23 protein-coding genes are annotated in these 26,599 nt (G+C 62.2%); 16 read left to right on the top strand and 7 right to left on the bottom strand.

Annotated features, from left to right (window positions below; genetic code table 11):
• Positions 1-136 precede the first annotated feature (136 nt).
• Genes mgrA through M5C71_RS29375 form a run of 3 tightly spaced genes read right to left on the bottom strand, consistent with a single transcriptional unit; the run spans position 137 to position 4,836 of the window.
• A complete protein-coding gene (mgrA, locus tag M5C71_RS29365) occupies positions 137-1,174 on the bottom strand; it encodes an L-glyceraldehyde 3-phosphate reductase (protein WP_152741700.1) in 1,038 nt (345 codons plus the stop codon).
• Between the two features lie 38 nt (positions 1,175-1,212).
• Positions 1,213-2,541 carry an LLM class flavin-dependent oxidoreductase gene (locus M5C71_RS29370; RefSeq protein WP_103499047.1) on the bottom strand — a complete coding sequence of 443 codons (1,329 nt, stop codon included), beginning with the start codon at positions 2,539-2,541 and terminating at the stop codon, positions 1,213-1,215.
• 45 nt (positions 2,542-2,586) lie between these two features.
• A complete protein-coding gene (locus M5C71_RS29375) occupies positions 2,587-4,836 on the bottom strand; it encodes a TonB-dependent receptor (protein ID WP_248769372.1) in 2,250 nt (749 codons plus the stop codon).
• A 208-nt stretch (positions 4,837-5,044) separates the two neighbouring features.
• Here M5C71_RS29375 and M5C71_RS29380 point away from each other — a divergent pair, with 208 nt between their 5' ends.
• Positions 5,045-6,088 (top strand): LacI family DNA-binding transcriptional regulator, encoded by a 1,044-nt coding sequence (locus tag M5C71_RS29380; protein ID WP_248769373.1) that lies wholly within the window; start codon positions 5,045-5,047, stop codon positions 6,086-6,088.
• Positions 6,089-6,090: 2 nt separating this feature from the next.
• On the opposite strand, the gene M5C71_RS29385 is transcribed toward M5C71_RS29380, so the two are convergent.
• Entirely contained in the window at positions 6,091-6,981 is an 891-nt protein-coding gene (locus tag M5C71_RS29385; RefSeq protein ID WP_103499050.1) for a LysR family transcriptional regulator, read from the bottom strand.
• A 125-nt stretch (positions 6,982-7,106) separates the two neighbouring features.
• On the opposite strand from M5C71_RS29385, the gene M5C71_RS29390 reads away from it, so the two are divergent.
• Entirely contained in the window at positions 7,107-7,847 is a 741-nt protein-coding gene (locus M5C71_RS29390; protein WP_248769374.1) for an SDR family oxidoreductase, read from the top strand.
• A gap of 428 nt (positions 7,848-8,275) precedes the next feature.
• A complete protein-coding gene (locus M5C71_RS29395) occupies positions 8,276-8,533 on the top strand; it encodes a hypothetical protein (RefSeq protein WP_103499052.1) in 258 nt (85 codons plus the stop codon).
• A gap of 9 nt (positions 8,534-8,542) precedes the next feature.
• On the opposite strand, the gene betT is transcribed toward M5C71_RS29395, so the two are convergent.
• Entirely contained in the window at positions 8,543-10,498 is a 1,956-nt protein-coding gene (betT, locus tag M5C71_RS29400; RefSeq protein WP_178129987.1) for a choline transporter BetT, read from the bottom strand.
• Positions 10,499-10,888: 390 nt separating this feature from the next.
• Entirely contained in the window at positions 10,889-11,818 is a 930-nt protein-coding gene (gene epsC, locus M5C71_RS29405; RefSeq protein WP_103499054.1) for a serine O-acetyltransferase EpsC, read from the bottom strand.
• A 190-nt stretch (positions 11,819-12,008) separates the two neighbouring features.
• Between epsC and M5C71_RS29410 the strand changes: the two genes are divergently transcribed.
• The 13 genes from M5C71_RS29410 (at position 12,009) to M5C71_RS29470 (ending at position 25,676) form a co-directional block, all read left to right on the top strand.
• A complete protein-coding gene (locus M5C71_RS29410; RefSeq protein WP_103499055.1) occupies positions 12,009-13,001 on the top strand; it encodes a D-cysteine desulfhydrase in 993 nt (330 codons plus the stop codon).
• A gap of 447 nt (positions 13,002-13,448) precedes the next feature.
• A complete protein-coding gene (gene tcyJ, locus M5C71_RS29415) occupies positions 13,449-14,246 on the top strand; it encodes a cystine ABC transporter substrate-binding protein (RefSeq protein WP_103498503.1) in 798 nt (265 codons plus the stop codon).
• Positions 14,246-14,911, top strand: a complete 666-nt coding sequence (gene tcyL / locus M5C71_RS29420; RefSeq protein ID WP_103498504.1) for a cystine ABC transporter permease — start codon at positions 14,246-14,248, stop codon at positions 14,909-14,911. The genes tcyJ and tcyL overlap by 1 nt, the downstream gene beginning before the upstream one ends.
• 4 nt (positions 14,912-14,915) lie before the next feature.
• The gene (gene tcyN, locus M5C71_RS29425; RefSeq protein ID WP_248769375.1) at positions 14,916-15,665 is read left to right on the top strand and encodes an L-cystine ABC transporter ATP-binding protein TcyN; all 750 of its coding nucleotides are present in this window, start codon (positions 14,916-14,918) and stop codon (positions 15,663-15,665) included.
• A gap of 411 nt (positions 15,666-16,076) precedes the next feature.
• Positions 16,077-16,832 carry a hypothetical protein gene (locus M5C71_RS29430; protein ID WP_248769376.1) on the top strand — a complete coding sequence of 252 codons (756 nt, stop codon included), beginning with the start codon at positions 16,077-16,079 and terminating at the stop codon, positions 16,830-16,832.
• 211 nt (positions 16,833-17,043) lie between these two features.
• A complete protein-coding gene (locus tag M5C71_RS29435) occupies positions 17,044-18,285 on the top strand; it encodes an SfnB family sulfur acquisition oxidoreductase (RefSeq protein ID WP_248769377.1) in 1,242 nt (413 codons plus the stop codon).
• Positions 18,286-18,308: 23 nt separating this feature from the next.
• The gene (locus M5C71_RS29440) at positions 18,309-19,502 is read left to right on the top strand and encodes an SfnB family sulfur acquisition oxidoreductase (RefSeq protein ID WP_248769378.1); all 1,194 of its coding nucleotides are present in this window, start codon (positions 18,309-18,311) and stop codon (positions 19,500-19,502) included.
• The gene (locus M5C71_RS29445; RefSeq protein ID WP_177104339.1) at positions 19,502-20,857 is read left to right on the top strand and encodes an LLM class flavin-dependent oxidoreductase; all 1,356 of its coding nucleotides are present in this window, start codon (positions 19,502-19,504) and stop codon (positions 20,855-20,857) included. The genes M5C71_RS29440 and M5C71_RS29445 overlap by 1 nt, the downstream gene beginning before the upstream one ends.
• A gap of 177 nt (positions 20,858-21,034) precedes the next feature.
• Complete coding sequence (locus M5C71_RS29450; protein ID WP_248769379.1) at positions 21,035-21,844, top strand: MetQ/NlpA family ABC transporter substrate-binding protein; 810 nt, start codon at positions 21,035-21,037, stop codon at positions 21,842-21,844.
• Position 21,845: 1 nt separating this feature from the next.
• Positions 21,846-22,967 (top strand): ATP-binding cassette domain-containing protein, encoded by a 1,122-nt coding sequence (locus tag M5C71_RS29455; RefSeq protein ID WP_248769380.1) that lies wholly within the window; start codon positions 21,846-21,848, stop codon positions 22,965-22,967.
• Complete coding sequence (locus tag M5C71_RS29460; protein WP_103498512.1) at positions 22,957-23,601, top strand: methionine ABC transporter permease; 645 nt, start codon at positions 22,957-22,959, stop codon at positions 23,599-23,601. The genes M5C71_RS29455 and M5C71_RS29460 overlap by 11 nt, the downstream gene beginning before the upstream one ends.
• Positions 23,602-23,710: 109 nt before the next feature.
• Positions 23,711-24,910 carry an ABC transporter permease gene (locus M5C71_RS29465; RefSeq protein WP_103498513.1) on the top strand — a complete coding sequence of 400 codons (1,200 nt, stop codon included), beginning with the start codon at positions 23,711-23,713 and terminating at the stop codon, positions 24,908-24,910.
• A gap of 139 nt (positions 24,911-25,049) precedes the next feature.
• Positions 25,050-25,676: a class I SAM-dependent methyltransferase gene (locus M5C71_RS29470; protein WP_248769381.1), complete on the top strand. Its 627-nt coding sequence runs from the start codon at positions 25,050-25,052 to the stop codon at positions 25,674-25,676.
• Positions 25,677-25,888: 212 nt separating this feature from the next.
• Here M5C71_RS29470 and M5C71_RS29475 read toward each other — a convergent pair whose 3' ends face one another.
• Positions 25,889-26,194 carry a hypothetical protein gene (locus tag M5C71_RS29475; protein ID WP_248769382.1) on the bottom strand — a complete coding sequence of 102 codons (306 nt, stop codon included), beginning with the start codon at positions 26,192-26,194 and terminating at the stop codon, positions 25,889-25,891.
• Between the last annotated feature and the right edge of the window lie 405 nt (positions 26,195-26,599).

The raw sequence follows: 26,599 nt of genomic DNA on the forward strand, positions 1-26,599 counted from the left end.
AGGCCAGTGAGCCTTGCATCGCCTGACCGGACGCCATCGCCAGCAAGCCGGCTCCCACAGGTTTTGCGCCGTACTCAAGATTTGAGTACGACTCGAACATTGTGGGAGCGGAGCTTGCCCGCGAAGGGGCCAGTGATCACTCCGCCGTCGACGGCTTCTCCCACAAATTGATCCCGCCTTCCTGGGCAAAGCGATCGATCTCCGCCAGTTCTTCCTGGGTGAAACTCAGGTTCTTCAGCGCACCGACGTTCTCGATGATCTGCTCCGGCCGGCTGGCGCCGATCAGGGCCGAGGTCACCCGTGGATCGCGCAAGGTCCAGGCCAAGGCCAATTGCGCCAGGCTCTGACCACGACGCTGGGCGATCTCGTTCAACGCCCGCACGTGGGCGATATTCGCCTCGGACAAGTGCGAGGCCTGCAACGAACCACCGCCCGGACGGTTGACCCGCGCATCCTTCGGCACGCCATTGAGGTATTTATCGGTCAGCAGACCTTGCGCCAATGGGGTAAAGGCAATCACCCCTGTACCCAGCTCGTCGACGGTGTCCAGCAGGTCCTTTTCCACCCAGCGATTGAGCAGGTTATAGGCCGGTTGGTGAATCAGCAGCGGGACTTTCCATTCTTTCAGCAGCGCGGCGATCTCGCGGGTTTTCACCCCGGAATACGACGAGATGCCGATATACAGCGCCTTGCCCTGCTGCACGGCGGTAGCCAGTGCGCTGGCGGTTTCTTCCAGCGGGGTGTCCGGGTCGAAGCGGTGCGAATAGAAGATATCCACATAGTCCAGGCCCAGGCGTTGCAGGCTCTGGTCGAGGCTGGCGAGTACGTATTTGCGCGAGCCGCCACCCTGGCCGTAAGGGCCGGGCCACATGTCCCAGCCAGCTTTGCTGGAGATGATCAGCTCGTCGCGGTACTGCTTGAAGTCTTCGCGCAGCAGGCGGCCGAAGTTGATCTCGGCGCTGCCGTAGGGCGGGCCGTAGTTGTTCGCCAGGTCGAAGTGGTTGATGCCCAGGTCGAAGGCGGTGCGCAACAGGGCGCGCTGGGTGTCGATCGGCGTGCTGTCGCCGAAGTTGTGCCACAGTCCCAGGGACAGCGCCGGCAGCACCAGCCCGCTGCGTCCGACGCGGCGGTAGGGAATGGAGTCGTAGCGGTTTTCGGCAGCTTGGTAAGTCATCGAATCCTCTCTCGTTTGGCAGTCAATACAAGTTGTCGCTATAAAAATCGGTTGGCCGGCCGCGCCAGCCCCAGGTGCTCGCGCAGCGTCTTGCCTTGGTACTCTGTTCTGAACAGCCCGCGGCGTTGCAGTTCCGGAACGACGCCAGCGGCAAAGTCTTCCAGCCCGCCCGGCAGATGCGGCACCAGCACGTTGAAGCCGTCCGCCGCCCCGTGTTCGAACCAGGCCTGCAGCTCGTCGGCAATCTGCGTCGGCGTGCCGATCAGGCTGTAGTGCCCACGTCCGCCAGCGATGCGCCGTCCCAGTTGCGCCAGCGTCAGGTTTTCCGCGCCGGCCAGTTCGGTCAACAGTTGCTGACGGCTTTGCTGGCCGCTGTCGGTCAACGGCAGCTCCGGCAGTGGCCCGTCCAGCGGGTATCCAGACAGATCGAAGTTGCCCAGCATACGCCCAAGTAGCGCGACGCCAACTTCGGGTTCGACCCATTGCTGAAACGATTCATATTTTTCCTGGGCCTCGGCCTCGCTCTGGCCGACCACGACAAAGACCCCCGGCATGATTTTCAGTGAGTCGGTCGAACGTCCGAACTTTGCCAGGCGGCCTTTGAGATCGGCATAAAACGCCTGGGCCTTGCTCAACGACGTCTGCGCGGTGAACACCACTTCGGCGGTTTGCGCCGCCAGATCACGGCCGAGCTCCGAGGCGCCGGCCTGGACGATCACCGGCTGGCCCTGGGGCGAGCGGGCGACGTTCAGCGGGCCCTTGACCTTGAAGTGTTCGCCGCTGTGATTCAACACATGCAACCGGGCCGGGTCGTAGTACTGGCCGCTGGATTTGTCGCGGGTAAAGGCGTCGTCTTCCCAGCTGTCCCACAGCCCTGTGACCACCTGGTGAAATTCCCGCGCCCGGCTGTAGCGTTCGGCGTGGCCGATATGTTCGGCGCGCCCGAAGTTCAGGGCCTCGGCGGCGTTGTCCGAGGTCACCAGGTTCCAGCCGGCGCGCCCGCCGGACAGATGATCCAGCGAAGCGAACTTGCGGGCCACATGGTACGGCTCGTTGTAGCTGGTGGTGGCGGTGGCGATCAGGCCTATGTGATCGGTCACCGCGCTTAACGCCGACAGCAAGGTCAGCGGTTCGAAGTGTTCCGAGCGGGCCATGCGGCTGGCGATTTCAGCGCTGGGCGCGGCGACGCTGTCAGCGACGAACAGGGCATCGAATTTCGCCGCCTCGGCGACGCGGGCCAGGTGTTTGTAGTGGGCGAAATCCAGCCCGGCATTGGCCGGCACATCCGGGTGGCGCCAGGCTGCGACGTGGTGCCCGGTGGCCATCAGGAAGGCGCCGAGTTTCAGCTGGCGCGGGGTGTGGGTCATGACAGAGTCCTTGGCGATCTATTGAGGGTTGGTGCACGCAACGGCTCAAAAATCCTTGCGCAACTGGATGCCGAAGTAGCGCTGGTCATCCCGTGGCACGGCGCGGTAGATGTAGTTGCCGCCGCTGGCCAGCAAGGGTGAATAGGATTTGTCGGCGAGGTTTTTCCCCAGCAGAGCGACCCGCCAGCCCTGGCTGTAATCGGCCAGGGCAATGCTCGCGTTCCAGATCCCATAGGCGCCTTGCACGGTGTCGGGGTTCTGGCTGATGTCGTACTGCACCTGGCTCTGCCAACTGAAGTCGGTACCCAGTTCGACATCCAGGCCGTTGTCCAGGGGGATGCTGTAGTCGGCGCGCACGTAGCTCTTCCAGTCCGGGCTGAACGGCAGCGGCTTGCCGTTGACGTTGCAGCTGGCCGCCGCCCCCGGCGGGCAGGAGAATTCGTCGATCCGCGCCTTGGTGTAGGCCAGTGCACCGGAGAACTTGAGGTTACGGGTGGCCTGCAAGGCGTAATCGGCTTCCACGCCTTCGGTGCTGACGCTGCCGGCGTTGATCAGGCGCGTCACCACTTGCCCGGCGACGGTGTCGAAGAAGTTCGCCTGGTAGTTGCTGTAGTCGCTGTGGAACACCGCCAGGTTGGTGGTCAGGCGATTGTTCCAGCTGGTGGCCTTGATCCCGGCTTCCCAGGTGTTGGAGGTTTCCGGTTTCAGCGCGTCGGTGTCCCGTGGCTGCATATTGAAGAACACGTTGTAGGCCGGGCCTTTGTAGCCGCGCGAATAGGTCAGGTAGGTGGTCACCGCATCGCTCAGGTCGTACTGCACGCCGAGACGCCCGGACCAACCGTCTTCGGCCACCGAACCGCTGCTGCTGGTGGCGGGCTGGATGCCGCTGACGGTGGTGGCGGAGGTGGAGACCCGACGATGGTCGTAGGACAGGTCGTCGTGGGTCCAGCGCAGGCCGGCGATGCCGCGAAATGCCGAAGTGAAGTTGAGGGTGGTTTCGCCGAACGCCGAGTAGCTGTCGCTGGTGGTGCCGTAGTGGGCGACGCCGCGATTGACGCTGCCGGGCGCGGTCAGGGTGCGTTGATAGGTTTCTTCGTCCTTGCCATGCAGGTAGAACAGGCCGCCGACGTATTCCAGGAATTGGCCCTTGGGCGAGGCCAGGCGCAGTTCCTGGGAGTACTGGTTGAAGTCCAGCGCGCCCTGGTCGGCGGTGCCGGGGAAGGCGGCCGTGATGGTGCTCAGGCGATCGGCGTCCTGGCTCTGGTGGTTGCTCCAGCCGCGCCAGGCGGTGATCGAGGTCAGGGTGTAGTCGCCCAGGTTCCAGTCCAGCTGGCCGGACAGGCCCTTGTTGATATCGTCGACCTCGGTGCGGGTATCGGTGTTGATATCGCGGTTGTCGCTGGAGGCCCGGACCGGGTTCAACGCATTGGCGAAGGCCGGGGTCTGGGACTTGCTGACCACGCCGTTGGGCGCGTTGTCGTGGGACTCCATGTAGTCGGCGGCGAAGGTGAATTTCACGTCCTCGTTGGGGGTGAACTCCAGCTTGCCGCGTACGCCCTTGTGGTTGTAGCCGTTGACTTCCTGGCCGTTGGCCTTGTTCTCGACGTTGCCGTCATAGCTGCCGAACAGGGTGGTCAGCGAGCCTTTCAGGGTCTCGGGGATCAGGCTGCCGCCGATGCCGAAACGGGTACGGCTTTCGTTGCCGCTGTAGTACGACTGGTCGATATAGCCGTGGGTCTCGGCGGTCGGGGCCTTGGTGACGATGTTCAGCACGCCGGCCGAGGCATTCTTGCCGAACAGCGTGCCTTGCGGGCCGCGCAGCACTTCGATGCGGTCGAGGTCGAGCAGGTCGAGGGTGGCTTGGCCTGGACGGCTGTAGACCACGCCGTCGATCACTGTGGCCACGGTGGGCTCGACCCCCGGCGAGGTGGAAATGGTGCCCACGCCACGGATGAACAGCGAGGTGTCCTTGTTCGAGGCGCCGGTGCGGAAGTTCAGCGTCGGCACTTGCTGGACGATGCTGGCGACGCCGTTGCGACTGTCGCGCTCCAGCTGTTCGCCCTCGACCACCGAGACCGCCACCGGGACTTTCTGCAACGATTCCTCGCGCCGCGTGGCGGTGACGGTGACGGGCTTCAGTGTCGGCTCCTGGTCGCTGCCGGTGTCGGCGGCAAACACCGCGGATGACGGCAGGGCGGCGAGCCCGGCGAGCAGCCAGCCCAGGTGTGGACGACGTGGTGTGGTGGCGCGAATCGACTGCGCCAGTGTGCGTTGAACCCCAAGTGTGTTGTGCATGTGTTGCCCGCTCGAAAAATGGCCCTGAACTGCTGTCGCTCTGCGTCGACGGCGCCTGAAATTTGTCTTGGGGCATTCGCTCGAGCGAGTAGCAGACAAAGCACTTTGTTAGCGCTAACATCACCAGTATCGGAAAGGTCGACATAGACCGTCCAATACTGAAAAATTACTTTTATATTCCTTTTGGTTTTTTTAGACGGGCCGCACTTTGACTGCTGAAAAATCGCCAGGCCGCAAACGTCGGGGCGCCGGACGCGTCACCCTGAGCACGGTGGCCCAGGAGGCCGGGGTCTCGGCGATCACCGTGTCGCGGTATTTCAACAACCCGGAGCAGGTCTCGCCCGAGCGTCGTGAGCGGATCGCGGCGGTGGTCGCGGCCCTCGGTTATGTACCGAATCTGGTGGCCGGCGGCCTGGCCTCGGCGCGGGGGCGGATCGTGGCGATGGTGATCCCGAATATCTCCGGGCCGATTTTCGCCAATACCATTCAGGGTTTCAGTGACACCCTCAGTCGGCATGGCTATCAGTTGCTGCTGGCGTCGAGCTACTTCTCGGCGGAGCAGGAGGAGAGTGCGGTCCGCGCCTTTCTCGGCTGGTCACCGGCGGCCCTGGTACTGACCAGTCATTTCCATAGTGCGGGCACGGAAAAAATGCTCGCCGAGGCGGATATCCCGGTGATCGAGACCTGGGATTACCAGCCGCAGCGCGAACCGATGCAGATCGGTTTTTCCCACCATGAGGTCGGCGTGACCGCTGCGCGTTACCTGCATGGCAAGGGTTATCGACGGATCGCCTTTGTGCAGAACAGCGCCCCGGGGGACTTCAGCGCCCTGGAGCGTCGAGACGGTTATGCAGCGACCGTTCGGGAGCTGGGGCTGGAGCCCTGGGTGTTTGCCCCGGATGCTGACCTCGCACCGTTCGAGGCCGGCAAGCAGGCGATGCAGGCGCTGATGAGTGGCGCGTCGAAACCGGATGCGATCATCTTCGCCAATGACAACCTGGCCGCCGGTGGCCTGCTGGCCGGGCAGCGGGCGGGGTTGACGATCCCCGAGGACTGCGCGGTACTGGGCTTCGGCGACTATCCGTTTGCCGAAATGCTCCTGCCGAGCCTGAGCACCATCAAACCGCCGGCCCTGGAGATTGGCGTGCTGGCGGCGACCCGAGTGTTGGAGAGCCTCGGGGTGTTGCCGGTGGACGAGGTGCAACGCTTGAACCTGCTGACCTGCCAGTTGATCGAGCGGGAAAGTGCCTGACTTCAAACGGCCTTGGCGAAAACCTCGCTGATCCAGTCGACGAATACCCGCACCCGTGGCGACATATGCCGGTTCTGCGGGTAGAGCACCGACACCGGCATGGGCGGCGGCGGATGGTTCGGCAGGACTTCCTTGAGCAAGCCCTGGCCGATCTGCTCCGCCACCCGGTAATGCGGCACCTGGATCAGTCCCAGTCCAGAGACGGCCGAAGCGGCATAGATCTCGGCGCCGAACACCGACACCCGGCCCGCCAGGGGCACTTCCCGTAGCTCGCCGGCTTCGGTGAACTCGAACGGGAAGAGTTTGCCGGTGACCCTGGAAACATAGTTCACGCCCTGGTGTTGGCTCAGGTCCGAGAGACTTTGCGGTTCACCGTATTTGCGCAGGTAGGCCGGGCTGGCGCAGGTCACCTGGCGCAGGTTGGCAACGCGCCGGCCGACCAGCGAGGAGTCGCCGAGATTGCCCGAACGCAGCACGCAGTCCACGCCCTCGGCGATCAGGTCGATAAAGTGGCTGGCCTCGCTCATCGAGATCTCGATATCCGGGTAGCGCTCGAGAAACGCCGGCAGCGCCGGGACCACGAAGTACCTGGCCAGCGTCCCCTGCAAATCCACCCGCAAACGCCCCTTGGGCGCCACCGAACGGAAGGCCAGTTCGGCTTCTTCCAGCTCCGCCAGCAACTGCACGCAACGGCGGTAATAAGCCTCGCCATCCAGGGTCGGGCGCACGCGTCGGGTACTACGCTCCAACAGCCGGGTGCCGAGCCAGGCCTCGAACTGATTCAGGGTGTGGGTCAGGGTCGCGCGGGGCAGGTTCAGGTCTTCGGCGGCCAGGGTGAAGCTGCTGCGCTCGTAGATCCGTACAAAAGCCTTCATGGCCTTGACCTGGTCCATGGGCGCTCCGTTGCGATTGATTGTTGGCGATTATTGAATAGTAAAGCCAACTATCGAGTATTTATCACCCTGGGTAAACATGTGAAATTGGCGCCACACCCAACCCACGCCCCAGGAGATTCGACATGACTACCCAGACTCGGAAAGTGGCCATCGTTACCGGCGCTTCACGCGGCATCGGCGCGGTTATCGCCCGTCAGCTCGCTTCGGAAGGTTTTGCCGTCGCCATCAACTACGCCAATAGCGCCAACGAGGCTTCGGCACTGGTGGTGGAACTGCGCCAGGCCGGCCACCAGGCCATCGCGATCAAGGCCGATGTCGCCAGCTCCGCCGACGTTGCCCGCCTGTTCGATGAGACCGAGCAGCAACTGGGCAAGGTCGATGTGCTGGTCAACAACGCCGGGATTCTCAAGGTCTTGCCGTTGGCCCAGCACAGCGACGAGCTGTTCGAGCAGACCTTCGCCATCAACACCCGTGGCACCTTCAACACCCTGCGCGAGGCCGCGACGCGGATGAATGACGGCGGTCGTATCGTCAACTTCTCCAGCAGCACCGTGGGCCTGAACCTGCCGGGTTACGCGGTGTATATCGCCAGCAAGGCGGCGGTGGAGTCCTTGACCCACGTTTTCTCCAAGGAGCTGCGCGGCCGCCAGATCACCGTCAACGCGGTGGCCCCGGGTCCGGTGGCGACTGAACTGTTCCTCCACGGCAAGAGCGAAGAGCAGATCCAGACCTTCGCCAAGATGCCACCGCTGGAGCGTCTCGGTCAGCCGGAAGATATCGCCAGCGTGGTGTCCTTCCTGGTCAGCCCGGCTGCCGCCTGGGTCAACGGCCAGATCCTGCGGGCCAATGGTGGCCTGGTCTGATCAGCACATCACCTTCTGAATGATCACCCGGTTCGCGGGCGGTCAGGCGCGTGCGCTTGAATACACCGAGGGGCCCTACGTAGGAGTGGTGCATCAGGCACTGCAAGGCCTTGTGGTGCTGGAGCCGGCGGATGCGGATGTCGCCGAGGTGGTCAATGCCATGGCCGATCGGGGTAGGGGATTTGTTATGGGTCAGTGGCCAGTGAGAGGGCGGGTTTCGATCTACAGTGTTTAGTAAGGGATGAGCGTCTGAATTAAGTCATGTGCGGCGTTCAAAATGGCTTTCGCGGGCAAGCTCCGCTCCCACGGGTTCCGAGTCGTGTCCAAACTTGGCGTACGACAGGGGACCTGTGGGAGCGGAGCTTGTCGGGACGCCGCACCGCCGCGAAGGCGGAATCACAGGCAACACAGCTCCCGGAGGCCAACCCATGCACACCGCCATCATCCTCGCCATCGGCCTGATCCTGCTCGGCTGCACGCTGTTCTTCGGTCAGCGCCTGGGCATCAGCCGGCAGATCCTCGGCGCCGGCTTTCTCGGTATGTGGCTGCTGGCGACCATCGTCAACGGCGCCATCGGCGTGATCACCGCCCACCAGAGCCTCCTTTCGGAGTTGATGATCGGGCTGGCGGTGTTCGGCCTGCCGGCCATCGCCATGGCCTTGTTCATGGTGCTGGACCAGACCTGATCCCAGGCTTCAACGGACCAGATGCAGGAACTGCATATGCCGTTCGTACTGGTCGAGGATGTCGTTGATGATCTGCTCCTTGCTGTAGCCCATCAGGTCATAGTCCTGGCTGCCTTCGCGCAGGTGCACTTCGGCGCGGTAGTAGCGGCGGTTGCGCAGTTCCTTGGGGCCCATGCCGCCACGGGCGAAGGACGGCGTGAAGTAGCCGCGCATCTGCACCTGGTAGATGAACGGATGCTGGTCGTCATGGCCGATTTCCAGGCTGACGCTGTCATTCGCCGGGTCCGGCTGCGTGACCACGTTCAGGCCCTTCTCGACAAAAACCGCACTGACTTCCTCGATGGCCGGACGCACCGTCTGGTCGAGGAAGCGATACACCTCGTCCCGCGACGGAAAGTGCACCGCCTGGCTCAGGCGCTGGCGCCAGCCGCTGCGTCGTGAGCTGGATAGCGGCGCGAGGGAGTGCAATTGGGCGATCTGCTTCTGCGACTCCAGGTAGAACGCCTTGTGCAATCCCCACATCATCAACAGCAGGATCAACGAGAACGGCAGCGAGGTCAGCACCACCGCCGACTTCAGCGCATCGATGCTGCCGGAGAACAGCAGCGCACTGGTGATCAGCGCGGTCATCGCGCCCCAGAACACCCGCAGCCATTTCGGCCCGTCTTCGTCGGCGCTGCCGCCACGGGCGGACAAGGTCGAGAGCACCACGGTGCCGGAGTCGGCCGAGGTGACGAAGAACACGAAACTGATAAACACCGTGATCGCAATCACGGTCCTGCTCCAGGGATAGGTTTCCAGTAGCAGGTACAGGGTCCGCGACGGGTCGTCGATGGCCGACTGGCCGAGGGCGCTCATGCCGTGGTTGAGCACCTGGTCGATGGCGCTGTTGCCGAAGATCGACATCCACGCCAGGGTGAAACCCAGCGGAATCAGCAGCACGCCGAAGACGAACTCGCGAATGGTCCGACCGCGGGAAATCCGCGCGATAAACAGGCCCACGAACGGCGACCAGGCAATCCACCAGGCCCAGTAGAACACCGTCCAGCCACCCAGCCAGTCACTCGGTTTGTCATAGGCGTAGAGATCGAAACTCTTGGTCGGCAGGGCCCCGAGGTAGTCGCCGACGTTCTGGATCAGGGTGTTGAGCAGGTGCTGGGTGGGCCCGGCGAACAGCACGAACAGCAGCAGCGCGCAGGCCAGCAGCATGTTGATGTCGGACATCACCCGCACGCCCTTGTCGACACCGGCGACCGCGACGGCGATGGCCGCGCCCATCATCAGGGTGATCAGCCCGACCTGGATCCACTGGGTATGGGGCACGTGGAACAGGTAGTCCAGGCCCGAGTTCAGGTGCAACACGCCAAAGCCCATGTCGGCGCCGAGGCCGAACACCGTGGCGATAATGCCGAAGCCATCCACGGCATAACCGATGGGCCCGTTGATGCGTTTGCCGATCAGCGGGTAGAGCGCCGAGCGCAGGGCCAGCGGCAGGTTATGCCGGTAGGCGAAATAGGCCAGGGCCATGCCGACGAAGGCGAACACGCCCCAGCCGTGCAGGCCCCAGTGCAGAAACAGGATCTGCATGGCCTGGCGCGCGGCGGCCTGGGTCCCGGCCTCGCCCTGGGGCGGTTGCAGCAGGTGGGTCAGGGGTTCGGAGACGCAGAAGAAGAACAGCGTGATGCTGATCCCGGCGGCGAACAGCATGCCGGCCCAGGACAGATAACTGAACTCGGGTTCGTCGTGGTCGGCACCGAGCTTGATCTTGCCGTAGCCGGACAAGGCGGTGACCACCACGAAGACCAGGTACAGGGTCATCGCCAGCATGTAGTACCAGCCGACCGTATTGGCCGCCCAGTTCTGCGCCGCCAGCAGCCATTGGCCGGCCGCTTCGGGCAGGGCCATGACCACCAGGCCGAACAGCAGGATAAAGCTCGCGGCGAAGTAGAACACCGGCGGGTTCATGCGGATCAGGCCGCTGGTGGGGAGTGGGGAAGTGCTCATGAAACGGGCACCTCAATGATATGAAACGTGGCTGGACATCTCGGACTCAGCAAAGGCAAGCCTCCTGTTGTGAGCGGGCAGCGAACCGCCGGTTTAACTTGAACGAACGGTCAAGTTAAACACGGATAGGGCGTTCAGGACTAATCGCAGGGCTCGGTGGTGCTTTTCTTACGTGGGCTTTAGGCGGGATGTATGACGCTTGTTATGAGGAAATCGTTCGGGCCTCTTCGCTGGCAAGCCAAGCTCCTACAGGTTTGTTGTCGTACGCGAAATCTAGGTACGACGCAAAACCTGTAGGAGCTTGGCTTGCCAGCGAAGGCGGCCTGACAGGCGATAAAGTTGTGCCTGGACTCAGCGCTGCGTCCCTTCCTCATGCTGCTGCAGATTCGCCTGGGTCAGGTTGCAGCCCGCCGGCACGCTGCGGGTCAGCCAGACATTGCCGCCGATGGTGGCGCCGCGGCCGATGGTGATCCGCCCGAGGATGGTCGCCCCGGCATAGATCACCACGTCGTCCTCGACAATCGGGTGACGCGGATGGCCCTTCTGCAACTGCCCATCCTCGTCCGCCGGGAAGCGCTTGGCACCCAGGGTCACCGCCTGGTAGATGCGCACCCGTTCGCCGATGATCGCGGTTTCGCCGATCACCACGCCCGTCCCATGGTCGATAAAGAAACTGCCGCCGATCTGCGCCCCGGGATGAATGTCGATGCCGGTGGCCGAGTGGGCAATCTCCGAGCTGATCCGCGCCAGCAACGGCAATCCGGCGCGGTACAGGTGATGGGCCAGGCGATGGTGGATCACCGCGAGAATCCCCGGGTAGCACAGCAACACTTCGTCGACGCTGCGCGCCGCCGGGTCGCCGTGGTAGGCCGCGAGGACATCGGTGTCGAGCAACCGGCGCAGCTCCGGCAGGGCCATGGCGAAGTCCTGGATCAGTTGTACGGCTTTGCTCTGGACCTCGGCGTCCGACTCGCCGCCATGTCGCGCCACGTAACGCAACTCCAGGCGGGCCTGGGCCAGCAAGGCATTGAGGGCGGCATCGAGGGTATGGCCGACGTAGAAGTCCTCGCTTTCCTCACGCAGGTCCACCGGCCCCAGGCGCATGGGAAACAGCGCGCCGCAGAGCGATTCGAGAATCTCGACCATGGCCTGGCGCGACGGCAGCTCGCGGCCGCCCTGTTCATCGCTGACCCGGCCATTACGGCTGCGCCACTCATCCCGGGCGCTACGCAACTGGCCGACGATGGTCTGTAGTTGCCAATGGCTGGAACGCTCGCTCACGATCAAATCTCCGACGGGACGACCGGCCCATCGGGTCGCCTTAATGACTTCCACTTTACGGCACCGACACAAACGGTAATTAAGAACGAATGGTGCTTTCCTCAGAACTTTCCGACATAAGCGAATGACAGTTGCCTGGGGAAAAGCCGCTGCCTATAGTCCAGGCATCTCCTACAGCCAGCTCGGACCCATGATCAAACAACAGCTTGCCCGTTTTAACCGCCTGGAACTTTTGGCCCAGGCCACTCCCCTGGAAAAGCTCGAACGCCTGTCGGCGTGGGTGGGCCGCGATATCTACATCAAGCGCGATGACCTGACGCCCCTGGCCCTGGGCGGCAACAAGCTGCGCAAGCTGGAATACCTGGGGGCCGATGCCCTCGCGGTCGGCGCCGACACGCTGATCACCGCCGGCGCCATCCAGTCCAACCATGTGCGCCAGACCGCGGCCCTGGCGGCCCGCCTCGGGTTGGGCTGCGTGGCCTTGTTGGAAAACCCCATCGGCACCAGGGACGCCAACTACCTGGGCAACGGCAACCGCCTGTTGCTCGACCTGTTCGACGCCCGGGTCGAGCTGGTGGACAACCTGGACAATGCCGACGAGCAGTTGCAGGCCCTGGCCGAGCGCCTGCGCAGCAACGGCAAGAAGCCGTATCTGGTGCCGATCGGTGGCTCCAATGCATTGGGCGCGCTGGGTTATGTGCGGGCCGGCTTCGAGCTGGCGGCGCAGATCGAAGACAGCGGACTGGAATTTGCCGCGGTGGTGCTGGCCTCCGGCAGTGCCGGGACCCACAGCGGCCTGGGCCTGGCCTTGAGCGAAGCGCTGCCGGGGTTGCCGGTGGTCGGCGTGACGGTGTCCCGTAGCGACGAGGCGCAGCGGCCGAAGGTGCAGGGCTTGGCTGAACGTACGGCCGAGTTGCTCGGTGTACCGCTGCCGGCCAGTTTCAAGGTCGAGTTGTGGGACGAGTATTTCGCTCCCCGTTATGGCGAGCCGAACGCCGGGACCCTGGCGGCGGTCAAGCTGCTGGCCAGCCAGGAAGGCATCCTGCTCGACCCGGTCTACACCGGCAAGGCCATGGCCGGGCTGCTCGACGGCATCGGCCGCCAGCGCTTCGAGGACGGTCCGATCATCTTCCTGCACACCGGCGGGGCGCCAGCATTGTTCGCCTACAACGCTATGCTGTAACCCGATCCTGAGCGTGAGGCGAGTACGGCCTCTGTAGGAGTCCGGCTTGCCGGCGATGAGGTCCGCGAGACCGCTAAAAGCTTCGCGGGCAAGCCCTGCTCCTACAGCTTTGCGTCGAGCACAAAATAGGTGAACGACAGAAGACTGTAGGAGCAGGGCTTGCCCGCGAAGAGGCCCGTGAGCCTTGCATCGCCTGATCGGCCTCATCGCTGGCAAGCCAGGCTCCTACAAGAGGCGGGCAGCCCGGCATCAATTGGGGACCAATGGGTAATAAAATAGAATATACAAATAGTTTTTTATTATTTTATAGAATATTAAGCGCTCGCTATAGTCGCGGCGCAGGCGATTTGGCGCGAGACGCCGGCGCCGCTTTAAGGCAGGATTGACGCTGCTCTCCAGAGCGTCAGTTTCGCGTTCCTTCCCATAAGAAAACACACGGGGCTCGTCATGAATATTTCCGCATTTCGCAAGCGTCTGCTGGTCGGCAGCCTGGGATTGGTACTCGGTGCCGGACTGCTCGGCCAGGCCTTTGCCGGTGAGCAACTGGACAAAATCAAGAAAGACGGCGTTATCAACGTCGGCCTGGAAGGCACCTACCCGCCGTTCAGCTTTATCGGTGCCGACGGCAAGCTGGCCGGTTTCGAGGTCGAGTTCTCCGAAGCCCTGGCGAAAAAACTGGGGGTGAAGGTCAAGCTGCAACCGACCAAGTGGGACGGGATTCTCGCCGCCCTGGAGTCCAAGCGCCTGGACGCTGTGATCAACCAGGTGACCATCTCCGAAGAGCGCAAGAAGAAGTATGACTTCTCCGAGCCTTATACCGTTTCCGGTATCCAGGCCCTGGTGCAGAAGAAGGACGCCGACAAGTTCAAGACCGCCCAGGATCTGGCGGGCCACAAGGTCGGTGTCGGCCTGGGCACCAACTATGAACAGTGGCTCAAGGACAATGTGCCGAAAGCCGTCATCAAGACCTACGACGATGATCCGACCAAGTACCAGGACCTGCGCGTAGGCCGTATCGACGCGATTCTGGTGGACCGTCTGGCAGCCTTTGAACTGATCAATAAAACCAACGGCACCCTGGCCGTTTCCGGTGAGCCGTTCTCCCGTCAGGAAGCCGGTATCGCCCTGCGTAAAGGCGAACCCGAGTTGCTGGCCGCGGTAAACAAGGCCATCGACGAACTGCGCGCTGATGGCACCTTGAAAAAGCTGTCGGAAAAATACTTCAACGCTGACGTCACTCAATAATGGAAGCAGCTTTTCAGCTTGCGTTGGACTCCGCGCCCTTTCTGCTCCAGGGCGCGTACTACACGGTCATCCTCAGCCTGGGTGGAATGTTCTTCGGTTTGCTGCTGGGTTTCGGCCTGGCCTTGATGCGCCTGTCGCGCTTCAAGACGGTGAGCTGGATCGCCAGGGTCTATGTGTCGTTCTTTCGCGGCACACCCCTGCTGGTCCAGCTGTTCGTGATCTATTACGGACTGCCGCAGATGGGCATCGAGCTGGATCCGCTGCCCGCCGCGTTGATCGGTTTCTCGCTGAACATGGCGGCCTACGCCTGTGAAATCCTGCGGGCCGCCATCAGCTCCATCGAGCGCGGCCAGTGGGAAGCGGCGGCGAGCATCGGCATGTCGCGGGCGCAGACCCTGCGCCGGGCGATCCTGCCGCAAGCCGCGCGCACGGCTTTGCCGCCGTTGGGCAACAGTTTCATTTCCCTGGTCAAGGACACGGCATTGGCCGCGACCATCCAGGTGCCGGAACTGTTCCGCCAGGCCCAGCTGATTACCGCCCGGACCTTTGAAATTTTCACCATGTATCTTGCCGCCGCCCTGATCTACTGGGTCCTTGCCAGCCTGCTCGCGCACTTGCAGAACCGTCTGGAAGAGCGGGTCAATCGGCATGACCAGGAGTCTTGACAGCATGATTGTGGTTGAAAAACTGACCAAGCAATTCAAGGGGCAGACCGTGCTCAACGGTATCGACCTGACGGTCGAGGCCGGTGAGGTGATCGCTATCATCGGCCCCAGCGGTTCCGGCAAGACCACCTTCCTGCGTTGCCTGAACTTCCTCGAGGAACCCACCAGCGGCCGGATCAAGGTCGGCGACATCGAAATCGATGGCAGTCGTCCGTTGAACCAGCAGTTGGGCCTGGTGCGCAAGCTGCGCCAGCAGGTCGGCTTCGTGTTCCAGAACTTCAACCTGTTTCCCCACCGCACGGCGCTGGAGAACGTTGTCGAAGGCCCGCTGGTGGTCAAGAAGATGCCGCGCGACCAGGCCCTCGTCCTGGGCCGCAAGCTGCTGGCCAAGGTTGGTCTGGCGGGCAAGGAAGACGCCTATCCGCGCAGGCTTTCCGGTGGTCAGCAACAACGGGTGGCCATTGCCCGGGCGCTGGCGATGGAGCCGCAGGTGATCCTGTTCGACGAGCCGACTTCGGCCCTTGATCCGGAACTGGTGGGTGAAGTGCTGGCAACCATTCGTGGCCTGGCCGAAGAAAAACGCACCATGGTCATCGTCACCCACGAAATGAGCTTTGCCCGGGATGTGGCCAATCGGGTGATCTTTTTCGACAAGGGCGTGATCGTCGAACAGGGTGAAGCCAAGGCGCTGTTTGCCAATCCCAAGGAAGAACGCACCCGGCAGTTTCTCAGCAAGTTTCTCGGTAATACGTAGGACACTTCTTGACTGAATAAGGCGTACTCAGGGAATGAGTACGACGGTTTCGAAAAGTTGCTTTCCCGCCTATCCGGCAATAATTGTTTACTACCGCCTTTCCCCGGCTTCTTCTTTCACACGAACGACTGCGAAAGTAGGAAGTGTCCGAATTCCCGAGCGATCCCCGCCCTGACGGCTTAATGGCTTGACACCTTCCCGGCAAAACTCTTAGCTGCACTTCACAACCTGCACGACGTTATCAGGACTGTATGCACCTTTCGGCCAACTGTTCGCCGGACTGCGCGTGCGCCTTCCAGAATGTTCGACGGTAAGGACGCCTATTAAGGTTCAAGGACAACGGTTGTTTATGCGGCCCAGGCCTGCGCCTGCACGTTGGACTTTTCGTTACCCTACAAAAAGGATTTTTGCATGACTCATTTTCAGGAAACCCTGCGGCTGGCTCCGCCTGTCGTCCCCCAGGCCCATGGACGTGGTATTGGCCTGTTGGCCGCCGCGCAGTTGTCGATTGTCATCCGGCCCTATGTCGGCATGGATGAGGGCGACCTGATCGAGTTGTTCTGGGACGATTGTTATGTGACGGCGCGGCAGGTGTCGGCCGATGACGTGGGCCAGTCGCTGAGTTTGCGGGTGCCGGAAAGCTTCGTCCTGGACGGGCTGGCGCGGGTTCACTATCGGGTGCTGCGGGTGGGCAGCGCCGGCACCTGTTCGCGTCGGCTCGAGGTGCCGGTCAAGCTCGCTTGCCCGGGTGGCCAGCCCTTCGGTGAGGAAAACCAGGGCTTGGCGCCGCTGATCATTCCCGCGCCGATCCAGCGCTACGGGGTCAACCCCAGTCAGATGCGCCGAGGCGTGCCGCTGACCCTGGCGCCGTATCTGAACATGGCCGCCGAGGACGAAATCACCCTGCTCTGGGGCGATGTGCGCCTCGACCTGCCCAAGCTCGCCGGCGAGGACGTCGGCAAGCCGGTCAGGGTCTTCGTGCCGCCGGCGGTGATCCAGGAAGCCGGTGAAGACAGTGGCCTGGACCTCACCTACTGCGTGATCGACCGGGTCGGCAACAACTCCCGTTGGGCGCCGGCGCGGCGGCTCCGGGTGGGCAGCGCCCGGCATTACATCAGGGCCCCGCGCCCGGTTTTCCCCAAACTCGCCCAACCCTGCCGAGGCTGAGAAGCTGACCTTCTATGTATATTCCCCAAAGTTAGTTTATTTAATTTTTATACGCGCTTAGGGTATATGCACCGGACCACCGGACTTGTTTGATTTCGCTGGCGTCGCGCTTTCGCGACGCCTCCAAAGAGAGATGAGGACGGTATGGTCAGGAACACAATCACCCTTGTGCGGATCGCCAGGGCATTGCGCACGCCACGGAGTGGCGTTGATGTCTAATTTGCATGAAGCACAGGTCCGGAGCGACCTGGATATTGCCCCGTTGTTGCTCCCGGCCCGGGTGCTGCGCAACGACGCCGAAGCCCTGCAGGCCGCCCGTGAGCTGGCCGAGGCTGCCCGTTTGCAGGCCGCGCGCCGCGACCGTCAGCGCAAGCTGCCCTGGGCCGAGATCGAGCAGTTCACCCGCAGCGGCCTGGGCAGCATCACCATTCCCCGCGAGTACGGCGGCCCGCAGGTTTCATTCGTGACCGTGGCCGAGGTCTTCGCGATCATTTCCGCCGCCGACCCGGCGCTCGGGCAGATCCCGCAGAACCAGTTCGGCATTCTCCAGTTGCTGCAAGGCACCGCCACCGAGCGCCAGAAAAAGCAGCTGTTCCTGAGCGTGCTGGAAGGCTGGCGCATCGGCAATGCCGGGCCGGAACGCGGCACGAAAAACACCCTGGAACTCAAGACCCGGATCACCGCCGACGGTGACGGTTTTGTCATCAGCGGCCAGAAGTTCTATTCCACCGGCGCCCTGTTTGCCCACTGGGTGGCGGTCAAGGCGATCAACGACGAAGGGCGGCAGGTCATGGCCTTCGTGCGGCGCGGCACCCCGGGCTTGCGCATCGTCGACGACTGGTCGGGCTTCGGCCAGCGCACCACCGCCAGCGGCACCGTGTTGCTGAATCAGGTGCGGGTGGAAGCGGAAGACGTCGTCGACAACTGGCGCCAGGGCGAGGTGCCGAATATCCAGGGCGCCTACTCGCAACTGATCCAGGCCGCCATCGACGCGGGCATTGCCCGTGGGGCCATCGATGACAGCATCGCCTTTGTCCGCGAGCGTTCGCGGCCGTGGGTCGATGCCAAGGTCGAGCGCGCCAGTGACGACCTCTACGTGATTGCCGATATCGGCAAATTGAAAATCGAACTGCACGCCGCCGAGGCGCTGTTGCGCAAGGCCGGGCAGGTGCTCGATCAGGTCGGCGCCAGGCCGGTGGATGCGGCCTCTGCCGCGCGTGCCTCGATTGCGGTGGCCGAGGCCAAGGTCCTCACCACCGAAATCGCCCTGCTGGCCAGCGAGAAACTGTTCGAGCTGGCCGGCAGCCGCGCCACCCTGGCCGAATTCAACCTCGACCGACACTGGCGCAACGCCCGGGTGCACACCCTGCACGACCCGGTGCGCTGGAAATACCACGCCGTGGGCGCCTATCACCTGAACGGCAGTTTGCCGGCCCGGCATTCCTGGATTTGACGACCAGACCTCTGGAGAAGCACATGACTTTTTCCCAACGCGTCGCGGTCATCAGCAGCGACGAGCAAGCCCTGATCGTGGCCAGCGACCTGGCCGAAGACTTCAAGCGCGACAGCATTCTGCGCGACCGTGAACGGCGCCTGCCGCTGGCCGAGCTGGAGGTGTTTTCCCGCTCCGGCCTCTGGGGCATCAGCGTGCCGAAAGCCTACGGCGGTGCCGGCGTGTCCAACGTGACCCTGGCCAAGGTCACGCAACTGATCGCCGAGGCCGATGCCTCTCTGGGACAGATTCCGCAGAACCATTTCTATGCCCTGGAAGTGCTGCGGGTCAACGGCAGCGAGGCACAGAAACAGCGCCTGTATGCTGAGGTGCTCGCGGGGCGGCGCTTTGGCAATGCCCTGGCCGAACTGGGCACCAAGACCGCCCATGACCGTGTCACCAGCCTGCGCCGGGACGGCGACGGTTACCGCATCAACGGTCGCAAGTTCTACGCCACGGGGGCCTTGTATGCCCAGCGCATTCCGACTTCGGTGGTGGATGAACAGGGTGTCCAGCAACTGGCCTTTGTGCCCCGTGACAGCGCCGGCCTGAATGTGATCGACGACTGGAGCGGCTTTGGCCAGCGCACCACCGGCAGCGGTTCAGTGGTGTTCGAGGACGTGTATGTCGCCGCCGAAGATGTGATCCCTTTTCAGACGGCATTCGAACGTCCGACCCCGGTCGGCCCGCTGGCGCAGATTCTCCATGCGGCCATCGACACCGGTATTGCCCGCGCGGCCTATGAAGACACCTTGCACTTTGTCCGCACCCGCACGCGGCCCTGGATCGATGCCGGCAGCGACAAGGCCACTGAAGATCCCTTGATCCTCAAGAGCATCGGCCACCTGAGCATTCGCCTGCACGCCGCCGAGGCCTTGCTGGAGCGGGCCGGTGAATACCTCGACCGGGCCCAGGCCGAGACCAACGCCGAAACCGTGGCGGCGGCTTCGATTGCCGTTGCCGAAGCGCGGGCCATCAGCACCGAAATCTCCCTGGCGGCCGGCAGCAGCCTGTTCGAACTGGCCGGCAGCCAGGCGACCCTGGCCGAACACGGGCTGGATCGCCACTGGCGCAATGCGCGGGTGCACACCCTGCACGACCCGGTGCGCTGGAAGTACCACGCGGTGGGCAACTACTACCTCAATGCGCAAAACCCACCGCTGCGGGGGACGATCTGATGGCGAAGAAAAAGATCCTGCTCAACGCCTTCAACATGAATTGCATCGGGCATATCAACCACGGCTTGTGGACCCATCCGCGGGACAACTCGACCCAGTACAAGACGTTGGAGTACTGGACCGAGCTGGCGCAGCTGCTGGAGCGCGGTTTGTTCGACGGTCTGTTTATCGCCGATATCGTCGGGGTCTACGACGTCTATCAGGGATCGGTGGAGGTGCCGCTGCGGGAGTCGATCCAGTTGCCGGTCAACGATCCGCTGCTGCTGGTTTCGGCCATGGCGGCGGTGACGAAAAACCTGGGTTTCGGCCTGACCGCGAACCTCACCTACGAGGCGCCGTACCTGTTCGCCCGACGTATGTCGACGCTCGATCATCTGAGCCGTGGGCGGGTCGGCTGGAATATCGTCACCGGTTATCTCGATAGCGCCGCCCGGGCCATGGGCCTGAAGGAGCAGGTCGAGCATGACCGACGCTACGACCAGGCCGACGAGTACCTGGAGGTGCTCTACAAACTCTGGGAAGGCAGCTGGGAAAACGACGCGGTGCTCAATGATCCGACCCGGCGGATCTACGCCCAGCCGGAGAAAGTGCACAAGGTGCAACACGCCGGCGAGTTCTATCAGGTGGAGGGCTATCACCTTTGTGAGCCGTCACCGCAGCGTACGCCGGTGCTGTTCCAGGCCGGCAGTTCGGAGCGTGGCCTGGAGTTCGCCGGGCGACATGCCGAGTGCGTGTTTATCAGCGGGCAGAACAAGGCCGCGACCAAGGTCCAGGTGGACAAGGTGCGGGCCAGTGCGGTGGCGGCGGGGCGTGATCCCGATGGCATCAAGGTATTCATGGGCTTGAACGTGATCGTCGGCGAGACCGAGGAAGCGGCCTGGGCCAAGCATGCCGAGTATCTGGGGTATGCCAGCGCGGAGGCTGGGGTGGCGCATTTTTCCGCGTCCACCGCGATCGATTTTTCCGAGTACGAGCTGGATGAGCCGATCCAGTATGTGAAGAGCAACGCGATCCAGTCGGCGACCAGGAACCTGCAGAACAACGACTGGACCCGGCGCAAGTTGCTTGAGCAGCACGCGTTGGGTGGGCGCTATTTCACTGTGGTCGGCTCGCCCGGGCAGGTGGCTGATGAGCTGGAATCGTGGATCGCCGAAACCGGGCTGGATGGTTTCAACCTGACCCGCATTGTCACTCCGGAAAGCTATGTGGATTTTATCGAGCTGGTGATTCCGGAGTTGCAGCGGCGCGGCTCGTACAAGACCGCTTATGACAGTGGGACATTGCGCGAAAAGCTGTTTCACGGTGAGGCGCATTTGCCGCAGCAACATGCTGGGGCGGGTTATCGCCGGTCCTGAGAGCCTGAGTCACCCTTTGATGTTGCTGTGCCTGTTCCGCCGTCTTCGCGGGCAAGCCCTGCTCCTACAGTTTCGAGTCGTACCCGAATCTTGTGTACGACCACAAAACTGTAGGAGCAGGGCTTGCCCGCGAATAGGCCCGCCCAGACACCCCAAACCTATGACTGGAAACCCATCATGAAAACAACACGCCTCTCTCAACCAGTCAAAGCACTGGTCCTGGCCCTCGGCCTCTTCAGCGCTATCGCTCACGCCGCCGACGCCCCACTCAAGGTCGGCACCACCGCCGCCTTCGCCATCCCCCTGGAAGCCGCTGTCGAAGAAGCCGGCAAACAGGGCCTGAAAGTCGAGCTGGTGGAATTCACCGACTGGATCGCGCCCAATGTCAGCCTCGCCGCCGGCGATATCGACGTGAACTACTTCCAGCATATTCCCTTCCTGGAAAACGCCAAGGCCGCCGCCGGTTTCGACCTGGTGCCCTTTGCCCCGGGGATCATCAACAACGTCGGCCTCTACTCGAAGAAATACAAAAGCTTCGACGAGCTGCCACAAGGCGCCACCGTGGCCATCGCCAACGATCCGATCAACAGCGGTCGTGGCCTGCAACTGCTGGCCAAGGCCGGCTTGATCACCCTGAAACCCGGCGTCGGCTACAAGGCCACCGAAGACGACATCGTCAACAACCCGAAAAAGATCAAGATCCTCCAGGTTGAAGCCGTGCAACTGGTGCGCGCCTACGATGACGCCGATCTGGTCCAGGGCTACCCGGCCTATATCCGCCTGGCGAAGACCTTCGATGCCGGCTCCGCGCTGCTGTTCGACGGTCTCGATCACAAGGAATACGTGATCCAGTTCGTGATCCAGCCGAAAGAAAAAACCGACCCGCGGCTGATCAAGTTCGTCGATATCTACCAGCACTCGCCGGTGGTCCGCGCCGCCCTGGATAAAGCCCACGGCAAGCTGTACCAGGCCGGTTGGGAAGGCTGACATGAGTGTCGTCAACCTCCAGCACCCGCGTGAGGAAACGCCGCGCAGTGCCGAGCAAACCGAACTGCACCCCGAACTCAATCGTGCCCATGTGCGTTTTATTGGCCTGGGCAAGACCTACGAAGGCCGCCAGGGCCCGGTGCATGCCTTGCAAGGCATCGACCTGGCGATCCAGCGTGGCGAGGTGTTCGGCATCATCGGCCGCAGCGGCGCCGGCAAGTCGTCTTTGATCCGCACCATCAATCGCCTGGAACAACCCAGTGCGGGGCGGGTGCTGATCGACCAGGTCGATATCGGTGAGTTCGACGAAAACCGCCTGGTGGAACTGCGTCGGCGCATCGGCATGATTTTCCAGCACTTCAATCTGATGTCGGCCAAGACGGTCTGGCAGAACGTCGAACTGCCGCTGAAGGTGGCCGGGGTGCCGAAGCTGCAACGGGAGCAGAAGGTTCGCGAGCTGCTGGATCTGGTCGGCCTGCGGGACAAATACAAGGCCTACCCGGCGCAGTTGTCCGGCGGGCAGAAACAGCGGGTGGGGATTGCCCGTGCGCTGGTCCATGACCCGGCGATCCTGCTGTGTGACGAGGCCACCTCGGCGCTGGACCCGGAAACCACCCAATCGATCCTTGGCTTGCTGCGCGAGATCAATCAGCGCCTGGGCCTGACCATTGTCCTGATCACCCACGAGATGGCGGTGATCCGCGAGATCTGTGATCGGGTGGTGGTGCTGGAGCATGGTCGGGTGGTGGAACAGGGGCCGGTCTGGCAGGTGTTCGGTGATCCACAGCACGAGGTCAGCCGGACCTTGCTGGCGCCGTTGCAACACGCCTTGCCGGCGGAGCTGCAAGAGCGTTTGCAGGCGCGGCCCGAGTCAGCGGCATCGGCGGTGGTGTTGCGTCTGCAATTGACCGGCAGCGCTGCCGACGAACCGGACCTGGCGGCGTTGTTCAGCGCCCTCGGTGGGCGGGTGCGCTTGCTACAGGGCGGTGTCGAACGAATCCAGGGGCATGTGCTGGGGCAGTTGCTGTTGTCGGTGAGCGGTTCGTCCCTGGGAGCCGAGGAACTGCGCCAGCGCGCCGGGCGTTGGGCGCAACAGGTGGAGGTGCTGGGTTATGTGGCTTGATCGGTTATGGCAGGGAGTGATCGACACCTTCCTGATGGTTGGCGTGTCGTCGCTGATCGCCTTGCTGCTGGGCATTCCGCTGGCGGTGATCCTGGTCACCAGCGACAAGGGCGGGATCTATGAAGCGCCGGTGGTGAACCGGGTGCTGGGGGCGTTCGTGAACCTGTTCCGTTCGATCCCGTTCCTGATCCTGATGGTGGCGTTGATTCCCTTTACCCGGCTGATCGTCGGCACCACCTATGGGGTGTGGGCCGCCGTGGTGCCGCTGACCATCGCGGCCACGCCATTCTTTGCGCGGATTGCCGAGGTGAGTCTGCGGGAGGTCGATCATGGTCTGATCGAAGCGGCCCAGGCCATGGGCTGCCGGCGTTGGCATATCGTCTGGCATGTGCTGTTGCCCGAGGCGTTGCCGGGGATTGTCGGCGGTTTCACCATCACCTTGGTGACCATGATCAACTCCTCGGCCATGGCCGGCGCCATTGGCGCGGGCGGGTTGGGGGATATCGCCTATCGGTATGGCTACCAGCGTTTCGACAGCCAGGTGATGCTGACGGTGATCGTGTTGCTGGTGATCCTGGTGGCGGTGATCCAGTTGGGTGGGGATCGGTTGGCGAAGGTGCTCAACAAACGCTGAGCATTAAGTTATTCTCCGCGCCGATTGATCTGCGGCAGTCGGTGCGGATTCACAGGGAATCAAGGAATTAGCCAGTTGGCATGGAGCTTTATTATTCAGATTCTCTGTAATGGATGAAGAGAGAGGCCCATCGCTGGCACACGCCTTTGCCGAAGCCGTTCGTGGGCTGAGAGTACTCGGTCGCAAATCCTTGCTGGCGCTGTTTGGGATTGCCGTAGGCTGTGCCGCTATCATCGCCCTGCTCAACATCGGGCATAACGCGGAAATTGAAGCGATCAGTGCATTCCAGAACATGGGCATTGATACCTTGGTTGCTTCATTTCCGGGTTCCACTTCGCAACAAAGTATCGCTCCCGAAGCGCTTGATTTCGCCAGGCTTCGCCAGAAGCTACCGAATATATCCTACGCCGCCCCCATGGCGATTTATGCGACAGACATCCGCTACAACGGTCGCTCCACCGGTGCCACTGTCGTCGGCAGCACAAGTGATTTGTCGGTGGCGCTGAAGTTCAATGTCTTCAGTGGGAGGCTCTTGTCGGATTTCGACCGACATGCCACCTATGCCGTCGTCGGCAGCCAAGTGGCGCGCGCGCTCAGCCAGCCTTCCGACGAACTGTTGATTGGGCGTCAGTTGCAAATTGAAGGTTATATCTTTCAAGTGGTGGGTGTGCTTGAGGATCAGTTCGATAATCCGCTGATTCCGATACAAATAAATAATTCGATATTTGTTCCGATCGAAGGAATGAAAAGGCTGACCTCCAGCCCGCAGGTCAGTGCGATTGTTATCAAGGAACGGGATACCGCGGATATGGAACGCCATGCCAAGTCGCTGCGAGAGTACCTGGTCGGTGTCCTGGGTGAACGTAATATCCTGATTCAAATACCTCAGCAACTGCTGGACAGCATCAAACAGCAGACGAGGACTTTTTCCAATCTGCTGGCAGGGCTGGGTGCGATTTCGCTGCTGGTGGGCGGTGCGGGCGTGATGAACGTGATGCTTTCAAATGTCACGGAGCGCCGTAGAGAGATTGGCATTCGGATGGCCTTGGGCGCGCGCCGTCGAGACATTCTTAATTTATTCTTGATGGAAGCCGTTTGTCTTTCTATCAGCGGTGCGTTGATAGGCGCCGTGCTCGGTCTGGTCGGCACGCTGATTTTTGTATCTTTGTCTGGCTGGACCTTTGCCCTGTCTATTGTTTCTGTGCCGATGGGCATTGGCAGTTCAGTGTTGATCGGCCTTTTCTTTGGCATTTACCCAGCTGTTTCGGCGGCTAGATTGGAGCCGATAAAAGCCTTGCGCGATGATTGAGCGCACAGGCGAGTGGGCAACATAAGCGTGGCCGGCTTGCTTTGGCAGCGTCGGCCTCTTGCTTCCCCATGATTTGGGCTCGCTGCTTTTCGGGTGCCAAGCGTATAGTCGTTGCATCTCAGTCTTGCATGCCGCTGCCATGAAACTTGCTCCCGACGCTCTCGTTACCATCACCGCCACCACGCTCGGCCATTACAACCGCACGGCCGAAGGTTTTCGTGAAGGCACCCGCGATCACGATGTGAGCCAGAACATCGATGCGTTGTTGCGGCATATCCAGGGTGAGGCACCGTTTACCGTGCTGGATTTCGGTTGCGGACCGGGTCGTGATCTCAAGACCTTCACCCGCATGGGCCATATCGCGGTCGGTCTCGACGGCTCCGAGCGCTTTGCGCAGATGGCTCGCGAGGACAGTGGTTGCGAGGTGCTACAGCAGAACTTCCTTGAGCTCGAGTTGCCGTCTGAGCGCTTCGATGGAATCTTCGCCAATGCCGTGTTGTTCCATATTCCGCGCCAGGAATTGCCGCGAGTGCTGGGGCAATTGCACGGTGCCTTGAAACCCGATGGCGTGTTGTTCAGTTCCAATCCGCGTGGAGAAAATCAGGAGGGTTGGAATGGCGAGCGTTATGGCTCGTACCACGACCTGGAGGCCTGGCGGGAGTTGCTGACGGCGGCGGGTTTTGTCGAGTTGGAACACTATTACCGCCCCGCCGGACTGCCGCGCGAGCAGCAGCCTTGGTTGGCGAGCGTCTGGCGCAAGGTCTGACGCCAGATACCGCCCCCTGTAGGCGCCGGCTTGCTGGCGGTGGCGTCTGCATAGGTGGCGCAAGGCTCCGGGGCCTCTTCGCGGGCAAGCCCTGCTCCTACAGTTTTGTGCCCTACACAAAATCGGTGAACGACGGAAGACTGTAGGAGCAGGGCTTGCCCGCGAAGCTTTTGGCTGCCTTCAGGCCTCCAGAAAGGGACCTGTCCAGCGCCTCAGTGTCGTTGTGCGAGCAAGTCATCCACCTGGCTCTGCGCCAGTTCGATCAGATGCACCGAGGCCATCGCCAGTTGGCGAGGCGTGCCGCTCAGATGATCGGCGGACTCATACGCCGTCGCGGCGGCCGAACGCAGGATCGAGTCGAGATTGTTCAGGGTGTCTTCGGGGTTCGGAAGGGGCGATTTGCGCACTGGATGACGTGGCAATTCATAGTGAGCGAAAGCGCGTTCGGCCGCCGCCTTGAAAGCCGGATCGTTCTTTTCCAGCGATTGAACAGGCGGGTTGGGCGTGACTTTGAACATGGTGATTCTCCTGACATATTGAGAACCCATCACTTTCGTGGCCAAACGAAAGGTGGCGGGCGGTACGCAGGTTGGCCAACCGGGATGTCAGGCACCCGGCGCACCCGAAGGTGCCCCGCGCACAGCCCACCATAAAGCGACAGACACAAAAAAGCGCCTGAGACCGTAGTGGCGCTGGTGCGCCTGACATTGGGCGGGTGACCAAACCCGATCACTGTGTTTTGCAGTGACAGGTCCAAGCCTAGGTCCCGAGAATCGCAGGCGCAAGCCGAAAGGATTTTCTAGGAAAGTTCATGCAAGGGAAAGGGAATAGTCCTCGGACGGTGCGTGGAACACCCTCTTTGTGGCGAGCGGGCAAGTGTGTATTCAGCCGTCGCGGTATGTTGACATCAATCTCGTCTGTGG

The organism is Pseudomonas sp. MWU12-2345, assembly GCF_023242385.1.
GTDB lineage: Bacteria > Pseudomonadota > Gammaproteobacteria > Pseudomonadales > Pseudomonadaceae > Aquipseudomonas > Aquipseudomonas gingeri_D.